This is a genomic window from Streptomyces sp. 150FB, from assembly GCF_000818195.1.
Lineage (GTDB): Bacteria > Actinomycetota > Actinomycetes > Streptomycetales > Streptomycetaceae > Streptomyces.
In genome coordinates, this window is sequence record NZ_JTHL01000001.1 from 1352643 (window position 1) to 1371563 (window position 18921).

The 18921-nt window shown below is 69.7% G+C and carries 18 protein-coding genes and 1 pseudogene; 3 read left to right on the plus strand and 16 right to left on the minus strand.

What is annotated here, in order from left to right; translation table 11 throughout:
* Positions 1–303: 303 nt before the first annotated feature.
* The 14 genes from QR77_RS05340 to pgsA form a co-directional block, all read right to left on the minus strand.
* A complete protein-coding gene (locus QR77_RS05340; protein WP_040019955.1) occupies positions 304–849 on the minus strand; it encodes an adenine phosphoribosyltransferase in 546 nt (181 codons plus the stop codon).
* Positions 846–1976 carry a protein translocase subunit SecF gene (gene secF, locus QR77_RS05345; RefSeq protein WP_040019956.1) on the minus strand — a complete coding sequence of 377 codons (1131 nt, stop codon included), beginning with the start codon at positions 1974–1976 and terminating at the stop codon, positions 846–848. Before secF ends, QR77_RS05340 begins: the two co-directional genes overlap by 4 nt.
* A gap of 1 nt (position 1977) precedes the next feature.
* On the minus strand, positions 1978–3795 hold the full coding sequence (gene secD / locus QR77_RS05350) for a protein translocase subunit SecD (RefSeq protein ID WP_040019957.1): 1818 nt from the start codon (positions 3793–3795) through the stop codon (positions 1978–1980).
* A 144-nt stretch (positions 3796–3939) separates the two neighbouring features.
* Positions 3940–4491, minus strand: coding sequence for a preprotein translocase subunit YajC (yajC, locus tag QR77_RS05355; RefSeq protein WP_040019959.1), 552 nt, complete (start codon positions 4489–4491; stop codon positions 3940–3942).
* A gap of 164 nt (positions 4492–4655) precedes the next feature.
* Positions 4656–5741, minus strand: coding sequence for a Holliday junction branch migration DNA helicase RuvB (ruvB, locus tag QR77_RS05360; protein ID WP_040019961.1), 1086 nt, complete (start codon positions 5739–5741; stop codon positions 4656–4658).
* Between the two features lie 22 nt (positions 5742–5763).
* Complete coding sequence (ruvA, locus tag QR77_RS05365; protein WP_040019962.1) at positions 5764–6390, minus strand: Holliday junction branch migration protein RuvA; 627 nt, start codon at positions 6388–6390, stop codon at positions 5764–5766.
* Complete coding sequence (gene ruvC / locus QR77_RS05370) at positions 6387–6944, minus strand: crossover junction endodeoxyribonuclease RuvC (RefSeq protein WP_040019964.1); 558 nt, start codon at positions 6942–6944, stop codon at positions 6387–6389. Before ruvC ends, ruvA begins: the two co-directional genes overlap by 4 nt.
* Positions 6945–7146: 202 nt before the next feature.
* On the minus strand, positions 7147–7899 hold the full coding sequence (locus QR77_RS05375) for a YebC/PmpR family DNA-binding transcriptional regulator (protein ID WP_040019966.1): 753 nt from the start codon (positions 7897–7899) through the stop codon (positions 7147–7149).
* Positions 7900–7961: 62 nt separating this feature from the next.
* Positions 7962–8552, minus strand: a complete 591-nt coding sequence (gene pdxT, locus QR77_RS05380) for a pyridoxal 5'-phosphate synthase glutaminase subunit PdxT (RefSeq protein WP_040019967.1) — start codon at positions 8550–8552, stop codon at positions 7962–7964.
* A 6-nt stretch (positions 8553–8558) separates the two neighbouring features.
* Positions 8559–9461, minus strand: a complete 903-nt coding sequence (gene pdxS, locus QR77_RS05385) for a pyridoxal 5'-phosphate synthase lyase subunit PdxS (RefSeq protein ID WP_040019969.1) — start codon at positions 9459–9461, stop codon at positions 8559–8561.
* A gap of 114 nt (positions 9462–9575) precedes the next feature.
* Positions 9576–10118, minus strand: coding sequence for a membrane protein (locus QR77_RS05390; RefSeq protein WP_040019971.1), 543 nt, complete (start codon positions 10116–10118; stop codon positions 9576–9578).
* 60 nt (positions 10119–10178) lie between these two features.
* Positions 10179–11345, minus strand: a complete 1167-nt coding sequence (locus QR77_RS05395) for a glycosyltransferase family 4 protein (RefSeq protein ID WP_040019973.1) — start codon at positions 11343–11345, stop codon at positions 10179–10181.
* Complete coding sequence (locus tag QR77_RS05400; RefSeq protein ID WP_040019975.1) at positions 11342–12253, minus strand: phosphatidylinositol mannoside acyltransferase; 912 nt, start codon at positions 12251–12253, stop codon at positions 11342–11344. Before QR77_RS05400 ends, QR77_RS05395 begins: the two co-directional genes overlap by 4 nt.
* Entirely contained in the window at positions 12250–12924 is a 675-nt protein-coding gene (gene pgsA, locus QR77_RS05405; RefSeq protein WP_040019977.1) for a phosphatidylinositol phosphate synthase, read from the minus strand. The genes QR77_RS05400 and pgsA overlap by 4 nt, the downstream gene beginning before the upstream one ends.
* A gap of 386 nt (positions 12925–13310) precedes the next feature.
* Here pgsA and QR77_RS05410 point away from each other — a divergent pair, with 386 nt between their 5' ends.
* Positions 13311–14966: a hypothetical protein gene (locus QR77_RS05410; RefSeq protein WP_040019979.1), complete on the plus strand. Its 1656-nt coding sequence runs from the start codon at positions 13311–13313 to the stop codon at positions 14964–14966.
* 102 nt (positions 14967–15068) lie between these two features.
* Here the strand turns inward: QR77_RS05410 and QR77_RS05415 are convergent, their stop codons facing one another.
* A complete protein-coding gene (locus QR77_RS05415; protein ID WP_040019980.1) occupies positions 15069–15632 on the minus strand; it encodes an HIT domain-containing protein in 564 nt (187 codons plus the stop codon).
* A 114-nt stretch (positions 15633–15746) separates the two neighbouring features.
* Here QR77_RS05415 and QR77_RS05420 point away from each other — a divergent pair, with 114 nt between their 5' ends.
* Positions 15747–16394, plus strand: coding sequence for a potassium channel family protein (locus QR77_RS05420; protein ID WP_236711058.1), 648 nt, complete (start codon positions 15747–15749; stop codon positions 16392–16394).
* Positions 16395–16464: 70 nt separating this feature from the next.
* Here QR77_RS05420 and thrS read toward each other — a convergent pair whose 3' ends face one another.
* Positions 16465–18441 carry a threonine--tRNA ligase gene (thrS, locus tag QR77_RS05425; protein ID WP_040019984.1) on the minus strand — a complete coding sequence of 659 codons (1977 nt, stop codon included), beginning with the start codon at positions 18439–18441 and terminating at the stop codon, positions 16465–16467.
* A 277-nt stretch (positions 18442–18718) separates the two neighbouring features.
* Here thrS and QR77_RS48285 point away from each other — a divergent pair.
* Positions 18719–18921: pseudogene (locus QR77_RS48285) on the plus strand (3'-5' exonuclease); the annotation flags it as partial.

Genomic DNA, 18921 nt, shown 5'->3' on the forward strand with positions numbered 1-18921 from the left:
CGCCACCTCAGCGTCGGCCGGTACGTCGCGCTGCGGCAGGGCAGGCGCCGCAGCGGGCCGGTCGGCGTGCTGATCGGGCGTTGCGGCAGCCAGTGGCTTGGCCTCGTCTGGCAAGAGCGCTCCTCGTGCGGATCCGGGGACCCCGGTCAGGCCCGGATGCTCCATGGTATCGATCCCGGGCGTCCCTCTCGCCCCGGGAGCGAAGGCTGTGGATAACACGGGACGGGCACCCGCTTGTTCCCGGGTGCCCGTCCTTGGGTCGCGATGATGTACGCATGGCCGTTTCCGACCGTGTCAAACCTGTCAGACGGTGATCAGTGCGTCGAGGGGTGCTCCACGCAGCGCCGGCTCCAGCCGGTTCCTGCCGTCGAGGAAGCCGAGCTCCATCAGGACGGCCACCCCCACGACCTCGGCCCCGGCCCGCCGGACCAGCTCCAGGGACGCCTCGGCCGTACCGCCGGTGGCGAGGACGTCGTCGATGACGACCACCCGGTCGCCGGCGCCCAGGTCCTCGGCGTGCACCTCCATCTCGGCGGTGCCGTACTCCAGCTCGTACGACTGCGACAGCGTCGCGCCGGGCAGCTTGCCCGCCTTGCGTACGGGGATGAAGCCCAGGCCCGCCCTGACGGCGACCGGCGCCGCCAGGATGAAGCCGCGCGCTTCCAGGCCGACGATCTTCGTCGCGCCGTACCGCGCGCACAGCTCGGCGAGCACGTCCGTCAGCGCGGAGAACGCCTTCGGATCGGCGAGCAGCGGCGTGATGTCCTTGAACTTCACGCCCGGCTTCGGGTAGTCGGCGACGTCCCGGATACGGCTGAGCAGCAGCTCCCGCGTGCTGTCGTCGATCATCGGGACCCCCGGGACGAACGGCCGTGGCCGCTGCGGTTGCGCGGGCCGGCGACCACGGTGGCGGGCGGCGTCACCTGGTCGGTGTCGTCTTCCGTACCGTCCTGGTCGCGGTACTCGTCGTCCGTCATCTCGTCCTCGGTGGGCCGGCCCTTGGCAGCGGCCGCCGCCCGCTTGGCGAGCACCCGCTTCTTCAGGCCCTTCATCTGCGGCTCGCGCTCCTTGAGGTCGGCGACGAGCGGCGTGGCGATGAAGATCGAGGAGTACGCGCCGGCGGCGAGGCCGACGAACAGCGACAGCGAGATGTCGTTCAGCGTGCCGGCCCCGAGGAGGCCGCCACCGATGAAGAGCAGCCCGGCGACCGGCAGCAGCGCGACCACGGTGGTGTTGATGGAACGCACCAGGGTGCCGTTGATGGAACGGTTCGCGACCTCGCTGAACGTCCACCGCGTCTGCTTGGTGATGCCCTTCGACTGCTCCTTGAGGCTGTCGAAGACCACGACGGTGTCGTAGAGCGAGTAACCGAGGATGGTCAGCAGACCGATCACGGTGCCCGGCGTGACCTCGAAGCCGACCAGCGCGTACACACCGACGGTGATGGTGAGGTCGTGGATCAGGGCGACCAGCGCGGCGACGGCCATCCGCCACTCGAAGGCGATGGCCAGATAGATCACCACGAGCAGCAGGAAGATCCCGAGGCCCAGCCAGGCCTTGTTGGCGACGGTCTCGCCCCAGCTCGGACCGACCAGGTCGGCGGCGACGTCGTTCCGGTCGACCTTGAGGTCCTTGGCGAGCTGGTCCGTCACCTTGTTGGAGGTCTGCGGGTCCAGTTCGCTGATCTGGATCCGCATCCCGTCCTTGCCGAGCTGCTGGACGACCGCCTCATGACCGGGAGCGGCCGCCTGCGCGTCGTTCTGGGCCTGGGTGACGGAGATGCTGGTGTGCTGGACGGTGAAGACCGCGCCGCCCTTGAACTCGATGCCCATGTTCAGGCCGCGCACGGCGAGGCCGACGATGGCCGTGATGGTGATCAGGATCGAGATCCCGTACCAGATCTTGCGCTTCCCGACGAAGTCGTAACCGACCTCGCCGCGGTAGAGACGGGCGCCGAACGCACCGATTCGCGACATCTCACGCCTCCTTGGGCTGGTCGGTGGAAGATCCGGTACGGCGGGTGCGGCGCAGGGGCGGCTTGGCACCGAGCCGCTTCGGGTCCAGTCCGGACCAAGGAGTACCGCTGGAGAAGAACCTCGTACGCGCGAGGAGCGTCATCACCGGCTTGGTGAAGAAGAACACCACGACCACGTCGAGGATGGTGGTCAGACCGAGGGTGAACGCGAAGCCCTGCACCTTGCCGACCGTGACGACGAACAGCACGGCGGAGGCCAGGAACGACACGAAGTCCGAGACCAGCACGGTGCGCCGGGCACGCGGCCAGGCACGCTCGACGGCGGGACGCAGGGTCCTGCCCTCGCGGATCTCGTCACGGATACGTTCGAAGTACACGATGAACGAGTCCGCGGTAATACCGATCGCAACGATCGCACCACACACCGCGGGCAGGTTGAGTGCGAATCCGATGGCGCTGCCGAGCAGCGACATGATCGTGTACGTCATGATCCCCGAAGCGAGCAGGGACAGCAGCGCGATCAGGGAGAGACCGCGGTAGTAGGCCACCAGGTAGATGATCACCAGGGCGAGGCCGATCGCACCGGCGATCAGACCGGCCTGGAGCTGCTCGGTACCGAGCGCGGCCGTGACCGTGGAGACGTTCTCCTCGTGGAAGGTGAGCGGCAGCGCACCGTACGAGAGGACGTTCGCGAGGTCCTGGGCCGACTTCTGGACGAAGCTGCCGGAGATCTCGGCGCTGGCGCCGAGCGTGCCGCTGACCGAGGGCGCCGAGACCACGTTGCCGTCGAGGACGATGGCGAACTGGTTCATCGGGGGCTGCTGCTGCGAGATCTTGCTCGTGATCGACTGGAACTTCTTCGTTCCGGCGTCGGTGAAGTTCAGCGTGACGAGCCAGATGCCGCGCTGCTGGTCGAAGACGCCCTGCGACTTGGAGACGTCGGTGCCTTCGAGCTCGGCCGGGCCGAGTACGTACTTCTCCCACTGCTTGCCCGAGGAGTCCTGACCGCAGGCCACGATCGTGTCCTTGGGACCCGAGGACTGGTTGACCGTGGTGCGCTGGTTCTGGTTGGTGCAGTCCAGGTCGGTGAACTTCTTCTGGAGCGCCGCTGTGGCGGGGTCCGGAGCGGGCGGGGGGCTGGCGGGAGGCGGTGACGCCGGGGCGCTGGGCTGGCCCGAGGGGTCGGTCTTGCCGGTGGCCGTGGAGCCCGGGGTGGGCGAGGCGTCCGCCTTGAGCGCGTCCGTGACGGGACGGCCCTGGGTGGTGGCGCTGGAGGAAGGCGTGGCGTTCTTGGACGGGGTGTCGGCCTTGGGTGTGCCGGCCGACGGCTTGCCGCTGGGGCTCGGGGAGCCGCTCGGCGACGGTGAACCGCTCGGCGAGCCGCTGGGCGCCGGCTTGGTCGCCCCGCCGCCGTCGGCGACGGTCAGGACCGGCCGGAAGTAGAGCTGGGCGGTCTGGCCGACCTGCTCGCGCGCCTGCTGCTCGTCCGTCCCCTTCGGGATGTTCACGATGATGTTGTCATCGCCCTGGGTCTGGACCTCGGTCTCCGAAACACCCAGACCGTTGACGCGGCGGTCGATGATGTTGACCGCTGTGTCCATGTTCGTCTTGTTGATCGCGTTCGGCTTGCCAGGCGTGTTCTGCGCCTTGAGCGTGATGCTCGTGCCGCCTGCGAGGTCGATGCCCAGGCGCGGCGTGGTTTGGCCGGAGGCGAACATCCCGGCGGTGAGCGCGACGACGGCGATCAGGAACAGTGCCAGGGTGCGGCCCGGCTTGCCGGATGCCCCCGCCGGCCTTCGGCCCTTATTAGGTGCTGCCACCTTCTCGTTTCTCCCTGTCCAACCGCCCCTCGCCCGGTGTGCGCCGGAGCGGCCACGAAGTGATGTGGGGACCCTGCCCCGCAGAAATCGGCACGTACCGCGCACCGCGCGGACCGTCGACACGGCCCGCGCCCACGGATGTGCCTACTTCGCGTCGGCCTCGCCGTCGGTCTTGGCCTCGCGCTTACCGCCGGCCTTGACCTCGGACGTGGCGTCGGACTTCGCTTCGGCCTCGGCGTCCGCGGACTCGGTGTCCGTGTCGGCCTTCGCGTCGGCGGGCTCGTCGGAGACGGCCTCGGGCTTCTTGCCCAGGTCGATCTTGGAGCCTTCCGACGCGCTGTCGGCGTCGATCAGCGAAGAGGCGTCGTCGGGGACGAGCGTGCCCTCGAGATCAAGGTCGTCGTCGTGCCCGTCGTCGCCGTTCACGATCCGGTTGTACTCCTCGTCGGCGAGGACCGCGCCGATGGAGTTCTTCGCGTACGCGGCGTGCACGCCGGGCGCGACCTCAAGAAGAACCATGTCGTCGTGGACCTCCTTGACCAGGGCGTACATACCGCCGATGGTCCGGACGCCCGAGCCGGGCTGCATGTCGTTGCGCATCGCAGCCGCCGCCTGCTGCTTCTTCTTGGCGGACCGGGTCATCAGGAACATGGCCCCGATGAGCACGATGAAGGGGAGGATGGTCACGAGACTCACGGGAGGGAACTTCCTTCGCACGACCGCGCTGTCGAGCGGCCTGATTACGGGGGTGGGCACGCCTACCCGGAAGGGCGGCATCGGCGGAGTCTAGGCGAGTCCGCATCATTGGAACAACGCCCAGCATCGCACCGTGGTTCCTGTGCGTGTAAGGGTGGCCCGCGTCACGTCCCGAACAGACCCTGTTGTCCGCTTGCGCCCGGCGGCTGCTGCGGCGGTACGAGACCGAGATGCGCCCAGGCCGCGGGGGTGGCGACCCGGCCGCGCGGAGTGCGGGCGAGCAGCCCCTCGCGTACGAGAAAAGGCTCGGCGACCTCCTCGACGGTCTCACGCTCCTCGTTCACGGCGACAGCCAGGGTCGAAAGGCCCACAGGGCCGCCGCCGAACAGCTTCAGCAGGGCGTGCAGTACGGCCCGGTCGAGGCGGTCGAGCCCGCGGGCGTCGACCTCGTACACCTTCAGGGCGATGGCCGCCACGTCACGGTTGATGTACCCGTCGGCCTTGACCTGGGCATAGTCCCGTACGCGACGCAGCAGGCGGTTGGCGATACGGGGCGTGCCGCGGGAGCGGCCCGCGATCTCGGCGGCTCCGTCGGCGTCGATCTCCAGGTCGAGGAGTTGGGCCGAACGGTGGATGACGCGCTGGAGTTCCGCGCTGTCGTAGAACTCCATGTGCCCGGTGAAGCCGAAGCGGTCGCGCAGCGGGGGCGGCAGCAGTCCGGCTCTGGTGGTGGCGCCGACCAGGGTGAAGGGCGGCAGTTCGAGCGGGATGGCGGTGGCGCCCGGCCCCTTGCCGACGATGACGTCGACGCGGAAGTCCTCCATCGCCATGTACAGCATTTCCTCCGCGGGCCTGGACATCCGGTGGATCTCGTCGAGGAAGAGGACCTCGCCCTCCTGGAGGGAGGAGAGGATCGCAGCGAGGTCGCCGGCGTGCTGGATGGCGGGGCCCGAGGTGATGCGGATCGGGGCGTTCATCTCAGCGGCGATGATCATCGAAAGAGTGGTCTTCCCGAGGCCGGGTGCCCCCGAAAGCAGTACATGGTCAGCGGTGGCGCCACGCGCCAGGGCCGCTTTCAGCACCAGGTCCAACTGCTCACGGACGCGCTCCTGGCCGACGAACTCCTCCAGCGACTTGGGGCGCAGCGCCGCCTCGACGGCCTGGTCCTCGCCGTCGGCGGAGGAAGCGACGATCCGGTCGGCCGCGTCCCCCGGCTCCTGCGTCTCGGTGCCGGTCTCGTCCCAGTTCACTTCTGGTCACCTCGGGGTCGGGTCAACGCGTTCGGTTGAGGCTCTGGAGCGCCGCGCGCAGGAGCTGTGGCACGGGTGGCTGGTCCCCTGCGGCCACGGCGGCCTCCGCCTGGGGTGTGACCAGGGTCACGGCCTCGTCGGCCTCCCTGGTGGCGTAGCCGAGGCCGATGAGGGCGGCGTGGAGCTGGTCGCTCCAGGAGGCTGAGAGGGCCGTACCGATGCCCTGGCGGCCCGCTCCCGCGCCGACCGGGTCGCCGAGCCGGTCCTTCAGCTCCAGCAGCAGCTTCTGCGCGCCCTTCTTGCCGATGCCGGGGACGGCGGTCAGGGTCTTCTCGTCGCCGGAGGCGACGGCGATCCGCAGGGTGTCGGGCGCGTGCACCGCCAGCATCGCCTGGGCGAGCCGGGGCCCGACGCCGCTGGCGGTCTGGAGCAGCTCGAAGACCTGGCGCTCGTCGTCGTCGGCGAAGCCGTAGAGCGTGAGGGAGTCCTCCCGGACCACGAGGGAGGTGGCGAGCTTCGCCTCTTTGCCGATGCGCAGCTCGGCGAGTGTGCCCGGGGTGCACTGGACCGCCATGCCGATCCCGCCGACCTCGATGACGGCCGTGGTCGGAGCGAGGGCGGCGACCTGGCCGCTGACGAAGGCGATCATCGCGTGACCTTCCGGACGGGTGCGGTGGCGGGGATACGGGAGGGACGGGCCGCCGCGTGCGCCTGCTGGAGGCGGTTCATGGCGGGGGCTCGCCAGATGTGGCAGATGGCGAGGGCCAGCGCGTCGGCGGCGTCGGCCGGCTTGGGCGGTGCGGCGAGGCGCAGCAGCCGGGTCACCATCGCGCCGACCTGCGCCTTGTCGGCACGGCCGCTTCCGGTGACGGCGGCCTTGACCTCGCTGGGGGTGTGCAGGGCGACGGGGATGCCACGGCGTGAGGCGCAGAGCATGGCGACCGCGCTCGCCTGCGCGGTGCCCATCACCGTACGCACATTGTGCTGGGCGAACACCCGCTCCACCGCGACGAGTTCGGGCCGGTGCTCGTCGAGCCAGGCGTCGATGCCCTGCTCGATGGCGACCAGCCGCATCCCGATCTCCGCGTCGGCGGGCGTACGCACCACTCCGACGCCGAGCATCGTCAGCGGCCGTCCCGCGACGCCCTCCACCACTCCGACACCGCACCGGGTCAGACCGGGGTCGACACCCAGAACCCGCATCGCGCCCCTCCCCTCACGCTCGGTCAACTGTTCCCGCTGATCAGCACAGTATCGGTCCGCACTGACAACGCGTCGGGCCGACATCGGGAAGGGGTGTACGGAGTACTCACCACGAGCGGTGGTGGCAGGTATCGGCCGACGGGCCGAAGGGAGAAATCTCCCTGTCGGCCCGTCAGATGACGTCATCCGCGCTGCGGACGGGTCAGGCGTCGACCTTCTCCATCACGTCGTCCGAGACGTCGAAGTTGGCGAAGACGTTCTGCACGTCGTCGCTGTCCTCCAGCGCGTCGATCAACTTGAAGATCTTGCGGGCCCCGTCCTCGTCCAGGTCGACCTGCATGGTCGGGACGAAGTTGGCGTCGGCCGAGTCGTAGTCGATGCCGGCTTCCTGGAGCGCGGTACGGACGGCGACCAGGTCGGTGGCCTCGCTGAGCACCTCGAAGGAGTCGCCGAGGTCGTTGACGTCCTCCGCACCCGCTTCGAGGACCGCGCCCAGGACGTCGTCCTCGCCCAGCTCGCCCTTGGGGACGATCACGACGCCCTTGCGGTTGAAGAGGTAGGAGACGGAGCCCGGGTCGGCCATCGATCCGCCGTTACGGGTCATCGCGACCCGTACGTCGGAGGCGGCGCGGTTGCGGTTGTCGGTGAGGCACTCGATGAGCACCGCGACGCCGTTGGGGCCGTAGCCCTCGTACATGATGGTCTCGTAGTCGGCGCCACCTGCTTCGAGACCGGCGCCGCGCTTGACCGCCGAGTCGATGTTCTTGTTCGGTACCGAGCTCTTCTTCGCCTTCTGGATGGCGTCGAACAGCGTCGGATTGCCTTCGACATCGGCGCCGCCGGTGCGTGCGGCGACCTCGATGTTCTTGATCAGCTTCGCGAAGAGCTTGCCGCGTTTGGCATCGATCACGGCCTTCTTGTGCTTCGTCGTAGCCCATTTAGAGTGGCCGGACATCTGCCTGTCTCCTTCGCGTAACCAATTCTGCTCCGTTCGGCAGCGATCCTACCGGGGAAGCGTCACCGGGCGGAGCGCACCATGTCGCTGAAGAACTGGTGCAGCCGGTGGTCGCCCGTCAGTTCCGGGTGGAAGGACGTGGCGAGGGCGTTGCCCTGGCGTACGGCGACGACATGGCCCCCGTACTCGGCGAGCACCTCCGCCTCGGCGCCCACGGACTCCACCCACGGGGCCCGGATGAAAACGCCTTCCACCGGGCCGCCGCCGACACCGTCCACCTCGACGGCCGCCTCGAAGGACTCGTTCTGCCGTCCGAAGGCGTTCCTGCGGACGATCATGTCGATACCGCCGACGGTCTCCTGCCCCGAGCGGGGGTCGAGGATCTTCTCGGCCAGCAGGATCATCCCGGCGCAGGTGCCGTAGACCGGCATCCCGGCCCGTACGCGCTCCCGCAGCGGCTCCAGCATGCCGAAGAGCGCGGCCAGCTTGGACATGGTGGTGGACTCGCCGCCGGGGATCACCAGACCGTCGACCGCGGCCAGCTCCTCGGGGCGCCGTACGGTACTGGCCTCGGCGCCCGCCGAGGCCAGCGCCGCCAGGTGCTCCCGGACGTCGCCCTGGAGGGCCAGGACTCCGATCAGGGGGGTGTTCATCGGTCTTTACCAGCCACGGTTCGCGAAGTGCTCGGCGTTGGGCGAGGTGTCGAGGTTGATGCCGACCATCGCCTCGCCGAGGTCACGGGACGCGTCCGCGATGATCTTCGGGTCGTCGTAGAAGGTGGTGGCCTTGACGATCGCCGCGGCGCGCTTGGCGGGGTCGCCGGACTTGAAGATGCCCGAACCGACGAACACACCCTCGGCGCCGAGCTGGCGCATCAGCGCCGCGTCGGCCGGGGTGGCGACGCCACCGGCGGAGAACAGCACCACGGGCAGCTTGCCGAGCGCGGCGACCTCCTTGACGATCTCGTACGGGGCCCGCAGCTCCTTGGCCGCCGCGTACAGCTCGTTACTGTCGTAGCCGCGCAGCCGGGCGATCTCGTTCTTGATCTGCCGGAGGTGGCGGACGGCCTCGACGACATTGCCGGTGCCGGCCTCGCCCTTGGAGCGGATCATGGCCGCGCCCTCGGCGATACGGCGCAGCGCCTCGCCCAGGTTGGTCGCACCGCAGACGAAGGGCGTGGTGAAGGCCCACTTGTCCGAGTGGTTGACCTCGTCGGCCGGTGTCAGCACCTCGGACTCGTCGATGTAGTCGACCCCGAGCGACTGGAGGACCTGGGCCTCGACGAAGTGACCGATGCGGGACTTGGCCATGACGGGGATCGAGACGGCCCCGATGATGCCCTCGATCATGTCCGGGTCGGACATCCGGGCCACGCCGCCGTCCTTACGGATGTCGGCGGGAACCCGCTCCAGGGCCATCACGGCCACGGCTCCGGCGTCCTCGGCGATCTTCGCCTGCTCCGGCGTGACGACGTCCATGATCACGCCGCCCTTGAGCTGCTCGGCCATGCCGCGCTTGACGCGTGCGGTGCCGGTCTCGGGGGTCTGGGGGGTAACGGACACGGAGCGACCTCACTGGCTGAAAACAACGGACTGGTACACCTCCGAGGGAACTCCTCGAAACGGTCCGCAGCAAGGGCCAATGGTTGACCGGTGGATCGTTCTCAGGTGCCGGGCTCAGGTGCCGGGGCGGTCGGCGAGCGCGACGGGCGGCTCGTCGTCCATCTCGAAGGCGAGCGGGAACGGCGCGTGGCCCGCCAGCCGGAACCACCGCACCTTGCGGTGCCGGCGCAGCGCGCGTACGGCCCGTACGGCGTCGTTGTGGAAGCGCCGGGCCATCGGTACGCGCCGCACGGCGGCGGCGAGTTCCTTCGCGGCGTCCTCCCCGCCGGGCGCGGCCTGGACGGCCTCGACCTGCGCGACCTCGCCGAACACGGCGCGCAGCGCCTCGCTCAGCTCGCTCTCGGCGACCTCCCGGTGCTCCTCCTCGGCCTGCCGGGCCGCGTGCGCGGCCTGGTACAGCACGATGGAGGCGGCGGGGTCGAGCACCTTCGAGGTGGCCAACTCCTGAGCCACGGACGCCCGCCGCAGCAACTGGGCGTCGAGTGCCGCACGGGCGGCGTCCATCCGCGCGTGCAGCCGGTCCAGCCGCCCGGCGGTCCAGCTCAGGTACAGCCCGATCGCGAGGGCGACAATGACGATCCAGATGGTGGTGGTCACGGGGAGGAAGGCTACCGGGCGGCTGGGGCCCGAGCCCCAACCTCAGCCCCGGTAGAGAACCTAGTCCCGCGCGGCCAGCCCCAGCCTGGCCCGCAGTCCCGTCGCCCGCTCGTCCGTCGCCACGGAGGCCGCGCCGTCCGCCACCGTTTCGTACACCGCGAGAATGTCCGCGCCCACGGTCGACCAGTCGAACCGCCGTACGTGCGCGCTTCCGCGCGCGCTCAGCTCCGCGCGTCTCTCCGCGTCGCCCAGCAGCCGTACGGCGGACTCCGCCAGCGCCTCCGCGTCCTCGTTCGCGAACAACTCGCCCGCCTCGCCCTGGTCCAGGACCTGCGCGAACGCGTCCAGGTCGCTCGCCAGGACCGGCGCGCCCGCCGACATCGCCTCCACCAGCACGATCCCGAAGCTCTCGCCGCCGGTGTTGGGCGCCACGTACAGGTCGACGCTGCGCAGCAGCCTCGCCTTGTCCTCGTCGCTCACCATTCCGAGGAACTCGACCCGCGACCGCAGCTCCTCCGGAAGGGGCGCGACCGCTTCCGCCTGGTCGCCGCGGCCCGCCACCACCAGCCTGGTCCCGGGCAGCGCGGCCAGGATCGCCGGCATGGCCCTTATCAGCACGGGCAGCCCCTTGCGGGGCTCGTCGATACGCCCTATGAAGCCGATCGTGCCGCCCTGCCACGCCGGGTTGGGCTCGGCGTTCGCGAAGAAGCCGACGTCGACGCCGTTCGGGATCACGACGGCGTCGCCGCCGAGGTGCTCCACCAGCGTGCGCCTGGCGTACTCGCTCACGGCGATCCGTGCGTTTATCTTCTCCAGCGCGGCCTGGAGGATCGGGTACGCGGCGATCATCGCCCGCGACCTCGGGTTCGACGTGTGGAAGGTCGCGACGATCGGCCCCTGCGCCGCCCAGCACGCGATCAGCCCGAGCGAGGGCGCCGCCGGCTCATGGATGTGGATGACGTCGAACGTGCCCTCGTGCAGCCACCGGCGGACGCGCGCCGCCGACAGGAAGCCGAAGTTCAGCCGCGCGACAGAGCCGTTGTACGGGACGGGCACGGCGCGCCCGGCCGAGACGGCGTACGCCGGCAGCGGCGTCCCGTCGTCGGCCGGTGCGAGTACCGACACGTCGTGGCCCAGTCGGATCAGGTGCTCGGCCAGGTCCCTGATGTGGAACTGGACGCCTCCCGGCACATCCCAGGAGTACGGGCACACGATGCCGATCTTCACTCGTCCTCCCGGGACGGGTCGAGGTCCGCCAGCCACAGCCGCTGCAACATGTGCCAGTCCTCCGGGTGTTCGGCGATCCCGGCGGCGAAGGCGTCTGCCAGTGCCTGTGTCATCACAGACGTCTTCTCCGCGCGCTTGCCTGACTCGGGGACGGCGACCGGTGCGTGTATCCGCCCCCGCATCAGCGGCGCGGTGTCGTACCAGAGTGTCACGGGCAGCAGCGCGGCCCCGGTCTGCTGCGCCAGCAGCGCCGGGCCTCCCGGCATCCTCGCCCGCTCGCCGAAGAAGTCGACCTCGATGCCGGAGGCCGACAGATCGCGGTCGGCGACCAGACAGATCAGGCCACCGGCCCGCAGCCGGCGCGCGAGGGTGCCGAAGGCGGAGCCGCCGGTGTGCGGCAGCACCTCCATACCGAGGCTCTCGCGGTAGGCGACGAAGCGGTCGAACAGCGACTCCGGCTTCAGCCGCTCGGCGACCGTGGCGAACGGCAGGCGCAGGACGCTGGCGACCCACGCCCCCGCCAGGTCGTAGTTGGCGAGGTGCGGCAGCGCCACCACGGCGCCGCGCCCCTTCGCCAGCGCCTCGTCGAGGTGGTGGGTGTCGTCGACCACCACGTTCACGCGGACCTTCTCCGCACTCCACGCCGGCAGCCGGAACGACTCCATCCAGTACCGCATGTACGAGCGCATCCCGGCCTTCGACAGCTCGGCGAGCCGCTCGGGTCCGGCGTCGGGCACCACGCGCGCGAGGTTGGACTCCAGGCGCAGTATGCTCGCGCCGCGCCGTCGCCACACGGTGTCGGCGATGGTCCGCCCGAGAGCGGCGGCCACCGGCTCCGGCAGCGTCTTCACGGTGCTCCAGCCGATGCCGTACAGCGCGTCGGTGATCTGTTCGGCCGCCTTGCTCATGAGGTGGCCCCGCCGCTGCCGGCCTGCGCTTCCGCCGCCGCGTCCGCCTCGGCGGACTCCCGCCGTACGGTCACCACGCGCTGTCCGAGCGTCACGGCGCTGCCCACGGCGACGATCCACAGCGCGATCGGCAGCAGGATCTCGATACCCGGCACCCCGAAGGTCCGGTGGAAGCCCGCGAGCCCGGCGGCGACCAGGGAGATGACGAGCCGTTCGGCGCGCTCCACCAGGCCGTTGACCGCGACCGGAAGGCCGATGGATTCACCGCGCGCCTTCGTGTACGAGACGACCTGGCCGCTGGCCAGGCAGAAGATGGAGACCGCGCACAGCATGTCGTTGTCGCCGCTGCCCGCGTACCAGAGTGCGAAGCCGCCGAAGATCGCGCCGTCGGCCACCCGGTCGAGGGTCGAGTCGAGGAACGCGCCCCAGCGGCTGGAGATCCCCGCCTGGCGGGCCATGTTGCCGTCGACGAGGTCCGAGAAGACGAAGACCGTGATGACGATGGTGCCCCAGAAGAACTCCCCCCTGGGGAAGAAGACCAGCGCACCCGCCATCACCCCGGCCGTGCCGATGAGGGTGACCGCGTCGGGAGTGACTCCACGGCGGAGCAGAAACGCGGCGAACGGAGTGAGGACACGCGTGAAGAATGCACGCGCGTACTTGTTCAGCATGGCCTTCCCGAGGGTCGGTGCGCCGAGCGGCCCCGACGGCCACCGGCTGGCCCATCGTAGCCAGGCCCGTCGCGCCGCACTGCCGGGACCCGCACCAGGCTCCCGCGTACCGCGTATGGACGAACCGGGAACGCGGCGGAAAGCCCGGGCGGCCTCTCGTCGTACCGCGACAGTCCACGACCGTCCCGAGAGAGGCCGGAAGCACCTCATCGCGTTCCGTGACGCGCGCGGCCCGACCCGGTTACTCTGGGGTGCCCTGTTCATCGAGTGCGCCGGGCACAAGGGTGGCCGCGCGCGAAGGTGTACGGGCACGAAGGTGTGAGGGACACGCTGGTCGGGAAGAGGCCGCGGCAGCGGATCCGTGCGGTGAATGGGTGGGGGCGGCAGTGGCGAACGACTTTTTCGACTTCGGCCCGGGAGCGCAGGTCCCGCTCCAGGGCGGGGCGGGCCAGACGGCCGCGACGCAGGCCCTGGCCTCCGCCGCGTACCGCGACAGCCCCGTCGAGGAGATCCTCAAGGCCGACAACGAGTGGCACAAGTCCACCGTCAAGGCGGGCAGTTCCAAGTACTTCGCGCCGAATCTCGGCGAGGCGTTCTCGCGCGCGGTCCAGGTGCGGATGCTCGGCAAGGGGCGCAACGCGCTCATCCAGTCCTTCGGCACGGAGCCGCAGACCATCGTCGAGCACTGTCTCGCAGCGAACCGCATACGCAAGGAGCGGGACAAGAAACTCACCGCCGTGACCGTGGTGTTCGGGGTGATCTTCCTGCCGGGTCTGCTGATCTGGCTCGGCGTCTTCATGCTGCGCAGGAACCTGGCGGGGGCGAAGAACAAGGGCGCGGGGGCCATCGGCACCCTGCTCCTGCTCGCCGTCGGGGCGCTGGCGGTGCTCTTTCTCGTCAAGCTCCCCTTCAACGGCTTCCTGGGTCTGTATCTGCGCGCCATGCTCGTCGCGCCGGTCATCGGCTGGGTGGTCGCCAAGCGGATCTGTGAGTCCACCGCCAAGGACCTGCGGGCCCGTTGGACCGATCTGCTCGCCGGCGGCGGCATCGGCGCCAAGATCCCCGAGGCCGTTCCCGGACATCCCAGCGAGACCGCGCGCGAGGAGCTGCGCCAGTCGCTGGAGAAGCTCACCGCCGAACAGCGGTCCAACATCGTCTTCTACGCCGGGCGCAAGGGAATACTCGGCATGGGTACCCGCTGGGGCACCTGGCAGCTCGCCGAGCAGTTGGTCTCGGAGAAGCCCGGCCAGGAGATCAACCAGTTCCGCAGCTACGACGTGGTGCGGGCGATCCACGACCAGCTCAAGCTGCTGGAGCGCGGCCCGCTCAACTCGGGCGGATTTCCCACGCCTTCGGTCAAGCACTGGATCGTCTCTTCCGTCCCCGACGGCGCGGGCTCGGTGAGCAGGCCCGACGGTGAGGACGTCGAGCACTTCCAGTACAAGCCTCACGCGATACAGAAGATCTGCAACCACAGCCAGTTCGACAGCGGTGACCGGCACTACCTCGGGATCCAGTTCACCACCTGGGGCGGCGATCTGGTGATCACCATGATGATCACGGTCACCGTCCTGTTCAACACGCTGCGCATCGAGGTGACCGGCCATGCGCTGGGGCCCGTGCACGGGCTCTTCAAGGGCAAGCCGGCGGCGAAGACCGTCACCCGCGCCAAGACCGTCAAGTTCTGGGAGACCACGACCAGTACCCTGCCGCTCGTCGACGCGGGAGAGGTCGTACGGATAGCGGTACGGGCGCCCTTCACCTGGTACCAGCCGGTCCTCGACCACCTCGGCGGCAAGCTCGTCCTGCCGGAGCCCTTCGGCCTGCGGCACGCCTGGGCGGACCAGCCCTGGGGTGACCGCTTCAAGGCCGACGACGTGCTGCGTACGGCCACCCCGGTGCTGCGGGCGACGCACGCCGCCGTCATCCGGGTGCTGGAGGACAACGGGGTGGACACGACGAGCTTCGCCGGCCGCGCCAGCTCCCTCAGCGGTGCGGTGCAGGACACGGCGCCCAAGAAGGCGGACACGTACGACGCGTAGGGACGGACCGTCCGGGGCGAGTCCCGGGAACGCACCGAGGGCCGTACGCAGCACACGCGTACGGCCCTACCTCGTGAAGCCCACCGCTTCCGGGCCTCCCTGCTACGGCTTCTCGGGCCAGGCGTCGGCGAGCATCGCCCGGGTGTCGGCGAGAAGCTGCGGGAGCACCCGCGTATGTCCGACGACCGGCATGAAGTTGGTGTCGCCGCCCCAGCGCGGGACGACGTGCTGGTGCAGATGCGCGGCGATACCCGCTCCGGCAGCCCCGCCCTGGTTCATGCCGATGTTGAAGCCGTGCGCCCCCGATGCGGTACGGAGCGCGGTCATCGCCCGCTTGGTCAGCAGGGCGAGTTCCGCCGTCTCGGCCTCGTCGAGATCGGTGAAGTCGGCGACATGCCGGAACGGCACCACCATCAGATGTCCGCCGTTGTACGGGTAGAGGTTCAGCACCGCGTACACCCAGCGGCCACGGGCGATGATCAGCCCGTCCTCGTCCGACTTCTCCGGGATGGAACAGAAAGGACAGCCATCGCCGGCGCCGGGCCCCGTGGGCTTGTTCTCGCCCTGGATGTAGGCCATCCGGTGAGGTGTCCACAGGCGCTGGAACGCGTCCTGGGTCCCCACTCCGATCTGCTGCTCCGGCTCACTCGTCATGCTGTGCAGCATATGACTTCGGCGCCGTGAAGCGTGTCGCCGGGCCTCTCCCTCCTTACCCCCGGCGATGCTGGGGAGATGCATGTCAGCAACGGCGCCGACCGGCTGAAGCGCTGGGAGCGGGCGATGGAGCTGCCGCTGCTGGCGGCCTCACCGCTCTTCCTCGCCTGCTACGCGGTGGTGGTCCTCGCCCATGGCGCCGACCCGCTGCTGATCGACCTCGCTGTCGCGCTCGCCCTGCTGATCTGGGCGGTGTTCGCCGTGGACTACGCGGTGCGCTGGGTGCTCAGCGGACAGGGCCCGCGCTTCGTGACGGCGCACTGGCTGGACACGGTCGTACTCCTGCTGCCGCTGCTGCGGCCGCTGCGGATCGTGAACGCGTACGCCGTGATGCGCCGCCGCCGGGGCGAGCCCCGGCTCAGCCTGCACGGCCGGGTCATGTCGTACGCCAGCATCGCCGCGGCGCTGCTCGGCTTCGCCGCCGCGCTCGCCGTCTACCAGCAGGAGCGGGGCGTGCTCGGCGCGACGATCATCACGTTCGGCGACTCCGTGTGGTGGGCCTGCTCGGCGCTCACCACGGTCGGCTACGGGGATGTCACCCCGGTGACGCCACTGGGGCGGCTGTTCGCCGTGGGACTGATGCTGTGCGGTCTGGCGCTGCTGGGAGCGGTGACGGGGTCGTTCTCCTCGTGGCTCCTCCAGATCTTCGGACGGGAGGACCCGGCCCGGGGCGACGACCGGCCCCGGGACGAGGACGGGCCCCCGGGGAGCTGACCGCTCAGCCCCTGGAGCCCGTCACCGCACGCCGGTCACCGCGCGCCCGTCACGACGCGCTCACCCACGTTCACACCTGTACGCGGCGCTCCACCACGTCGACGAGCTTGGCCAGCGCCTCGTCACGCGGCACGCCGTTCTCCTGCGATCCGTCGCGGTAGCGGAACGAGACCGTACCCCCGTTCATGTCGTCGTCACCGACGATGATCATGAAGGGCACCTTCTGCCGCTGCTGGTTCCTGATCTTCTTCTGCATCCGGTCCGAGGAAGCGTCGACCTCGACCCGCAGCCCCTTGCGCCGCGCCTCGGCGGCGAACTCCTGGAGGTAGGGGACATGCGCGTCGCCGACCGGGATGCCGACCGCCTGCACGGGCGCCAGCCACGCCGGGAACGCGCCCGCGTAGTGCTCCAGCAGCACGGCGAAGAAACGCTCGATCGAGCCGAACAGCGCCCGGTGGATCATGACGGGCCGCTGCTTGGTGCCGTCCGGACCCGTGTACTCCAGGTTGAAGCGCTCGGGCAGGTTGAAGTCGAGCTGGACGGTCGACATCTGCCACGTACGGCCGATGGCGTCCTTCGCCTGTACGGAGATCTTCGGGCCGTAGAACGCGGCGCCGCCCGGGTCGGGGACCAGCGGCAGGCCCTGCTTCTCGGCGACCTTGCGCAGGACCTCGGTGGCCTCCTCCCACACCTCGTCCGTGCCGACGAACTTCACCGGGTCCTTGGTGGACAGCTCCAGGTAGAAGTCGGTCAGGCCGTAGTCGCGGAGCAGGTTCAGCACGAAGGTCAGCGTCGAGTCCAGCTCGTCCGCCATCTGCTCCTTGGTGCAGTAGATGTGCGCGTCGTCCTGGGTGAAGCCGCGGGCCCGGGTCAGGCCGTGCACGACGCCGGACTTCTCGTACCGGTACACCGTCCCGAACTCGAAGAGGCGCAGCGGCAGTTCACGGTACGAGCGGCCGCGCGCGTCGAAGATCAGGTTGTGCATCGGGCAGTTCATCGGCTTGAGGTAGTAGTCGACGCCCTCGTCGAGCTGCATGGGCGGGTACATGCCGTCCGAGTACCAGTCCAGGTGGCCCGACTTCTCGAACAGCTTCCCCTTGGTGGCGTGGGGCGTGTAGACGAACTCGTACCCCTCCTCCTCGTGCCGGCGGCGCGAGTAGTCCTCCATGGTCCGGCGGATGATGCCGCCCTTGGGGTGGAAGACGGCGAGCCCGGAGCCGACCTCGTCGGGGAAGGAGAACAGGTCCATCTCGCTGCCGAGCTTGCGGTGGTCGCGCTTCTCGGCCTCGACCAGGAAGTCGAGGTGCGCCTTCAGCTCTTCCTTCGTGGGCCAGGCGGTGCCGTAGATGCGCTGGAGCATCGGGTTCTTCTCGCTGCCGCGCCAGTAGGCGGCGGCGTTGCGCATCAGCTTGAACGCCGGGATGTAGCGGGTGGTGGGCAGGTGCGGACCACGGCAGAGGTCCTTCCAGCACAGCTCGCCGGTCTTCGGGTCCAGGTTGTCGTAGATGGTCAGCTCGCCGCCGCCCACCTCGACGTCCGCGCCGTCGTCCGCCGAGGCGGAGCCCTTGATGCCGATGAGTTCGAGCTTGTACGGCTCGGCCGCCAGCTCCTCGCGGGCCGCCTCGTCGGTGACCACCCGGCGGGAGAAGCGCTGGCCGCGCTTCTGGATCTCCTGCATCTTCTTCTCGATGACCTTGAGGTCGTCGGGGGTGAACGGCTTCTCGACGTCGAAGTCGTAGTAGAAGCCGTCCTTCACCGGGGGGCCGATGCCGAGCTTGGCGTCGGGGAAGATCTCCTGCACTGCCTGCGCCATGACGTGCGCGGTCGAGTGGCGCAGGATCGCCAGGCCGTCGTTGGAGGAGATCAGGACGGGCTCGACGACCTCGCCCTCGCCGATCTCGTACGCGAGGTCCTTCAGCTCGCCGCCCACTCGCGCGGCGACGACGGTGCGCTCACCGGGGAAGAGGTCGGCCGCCGTAGTCCCCGTCGTCACCACGCGCTCTTCCCGCTCGGAATCGCGCTGGATGATCACACGGACGTCTGACACCGGTCTCTCCTGACTCAGGGGGTGCGCGCGATCGTATGGCGCGCGCGATGAATCGTACCGAGCCGGGCGGGCTGACCCCTAAACGGTGCGCTCCCGTGCCCCTGGCATTGGCCCCTGCCGCCCGCCCCCGCCGCGCGTCCCCGGCGCACGCCCCATGGGGCCGTACAGCCTTGTCCAGGCCGTCGTAAACAGCGCGTACCGCCCGACCTGTCCGGGTATCTCCGATCCCGGGTGGCGTATGCACGCTATTTGCCGTTCAGGTACGAGGAGTTGGGCCATGACGAGTTGGTACGAGAGCCCTTTGGCCGCTTTCGGTGTGGAGACGACGGGGACGGACGCCGAGGAGGACCGGATAGTGTCCGCCGCGCTGGCCGTCCAGGAGGCCCCGGGCACCCTGCCCCGGGTGACCCGGTGGCTGATCAGCCCGGGGGTGCCGGTGCCCGCCGCGGCCACCGGCCTGCACGGCCTGACCGACGACTT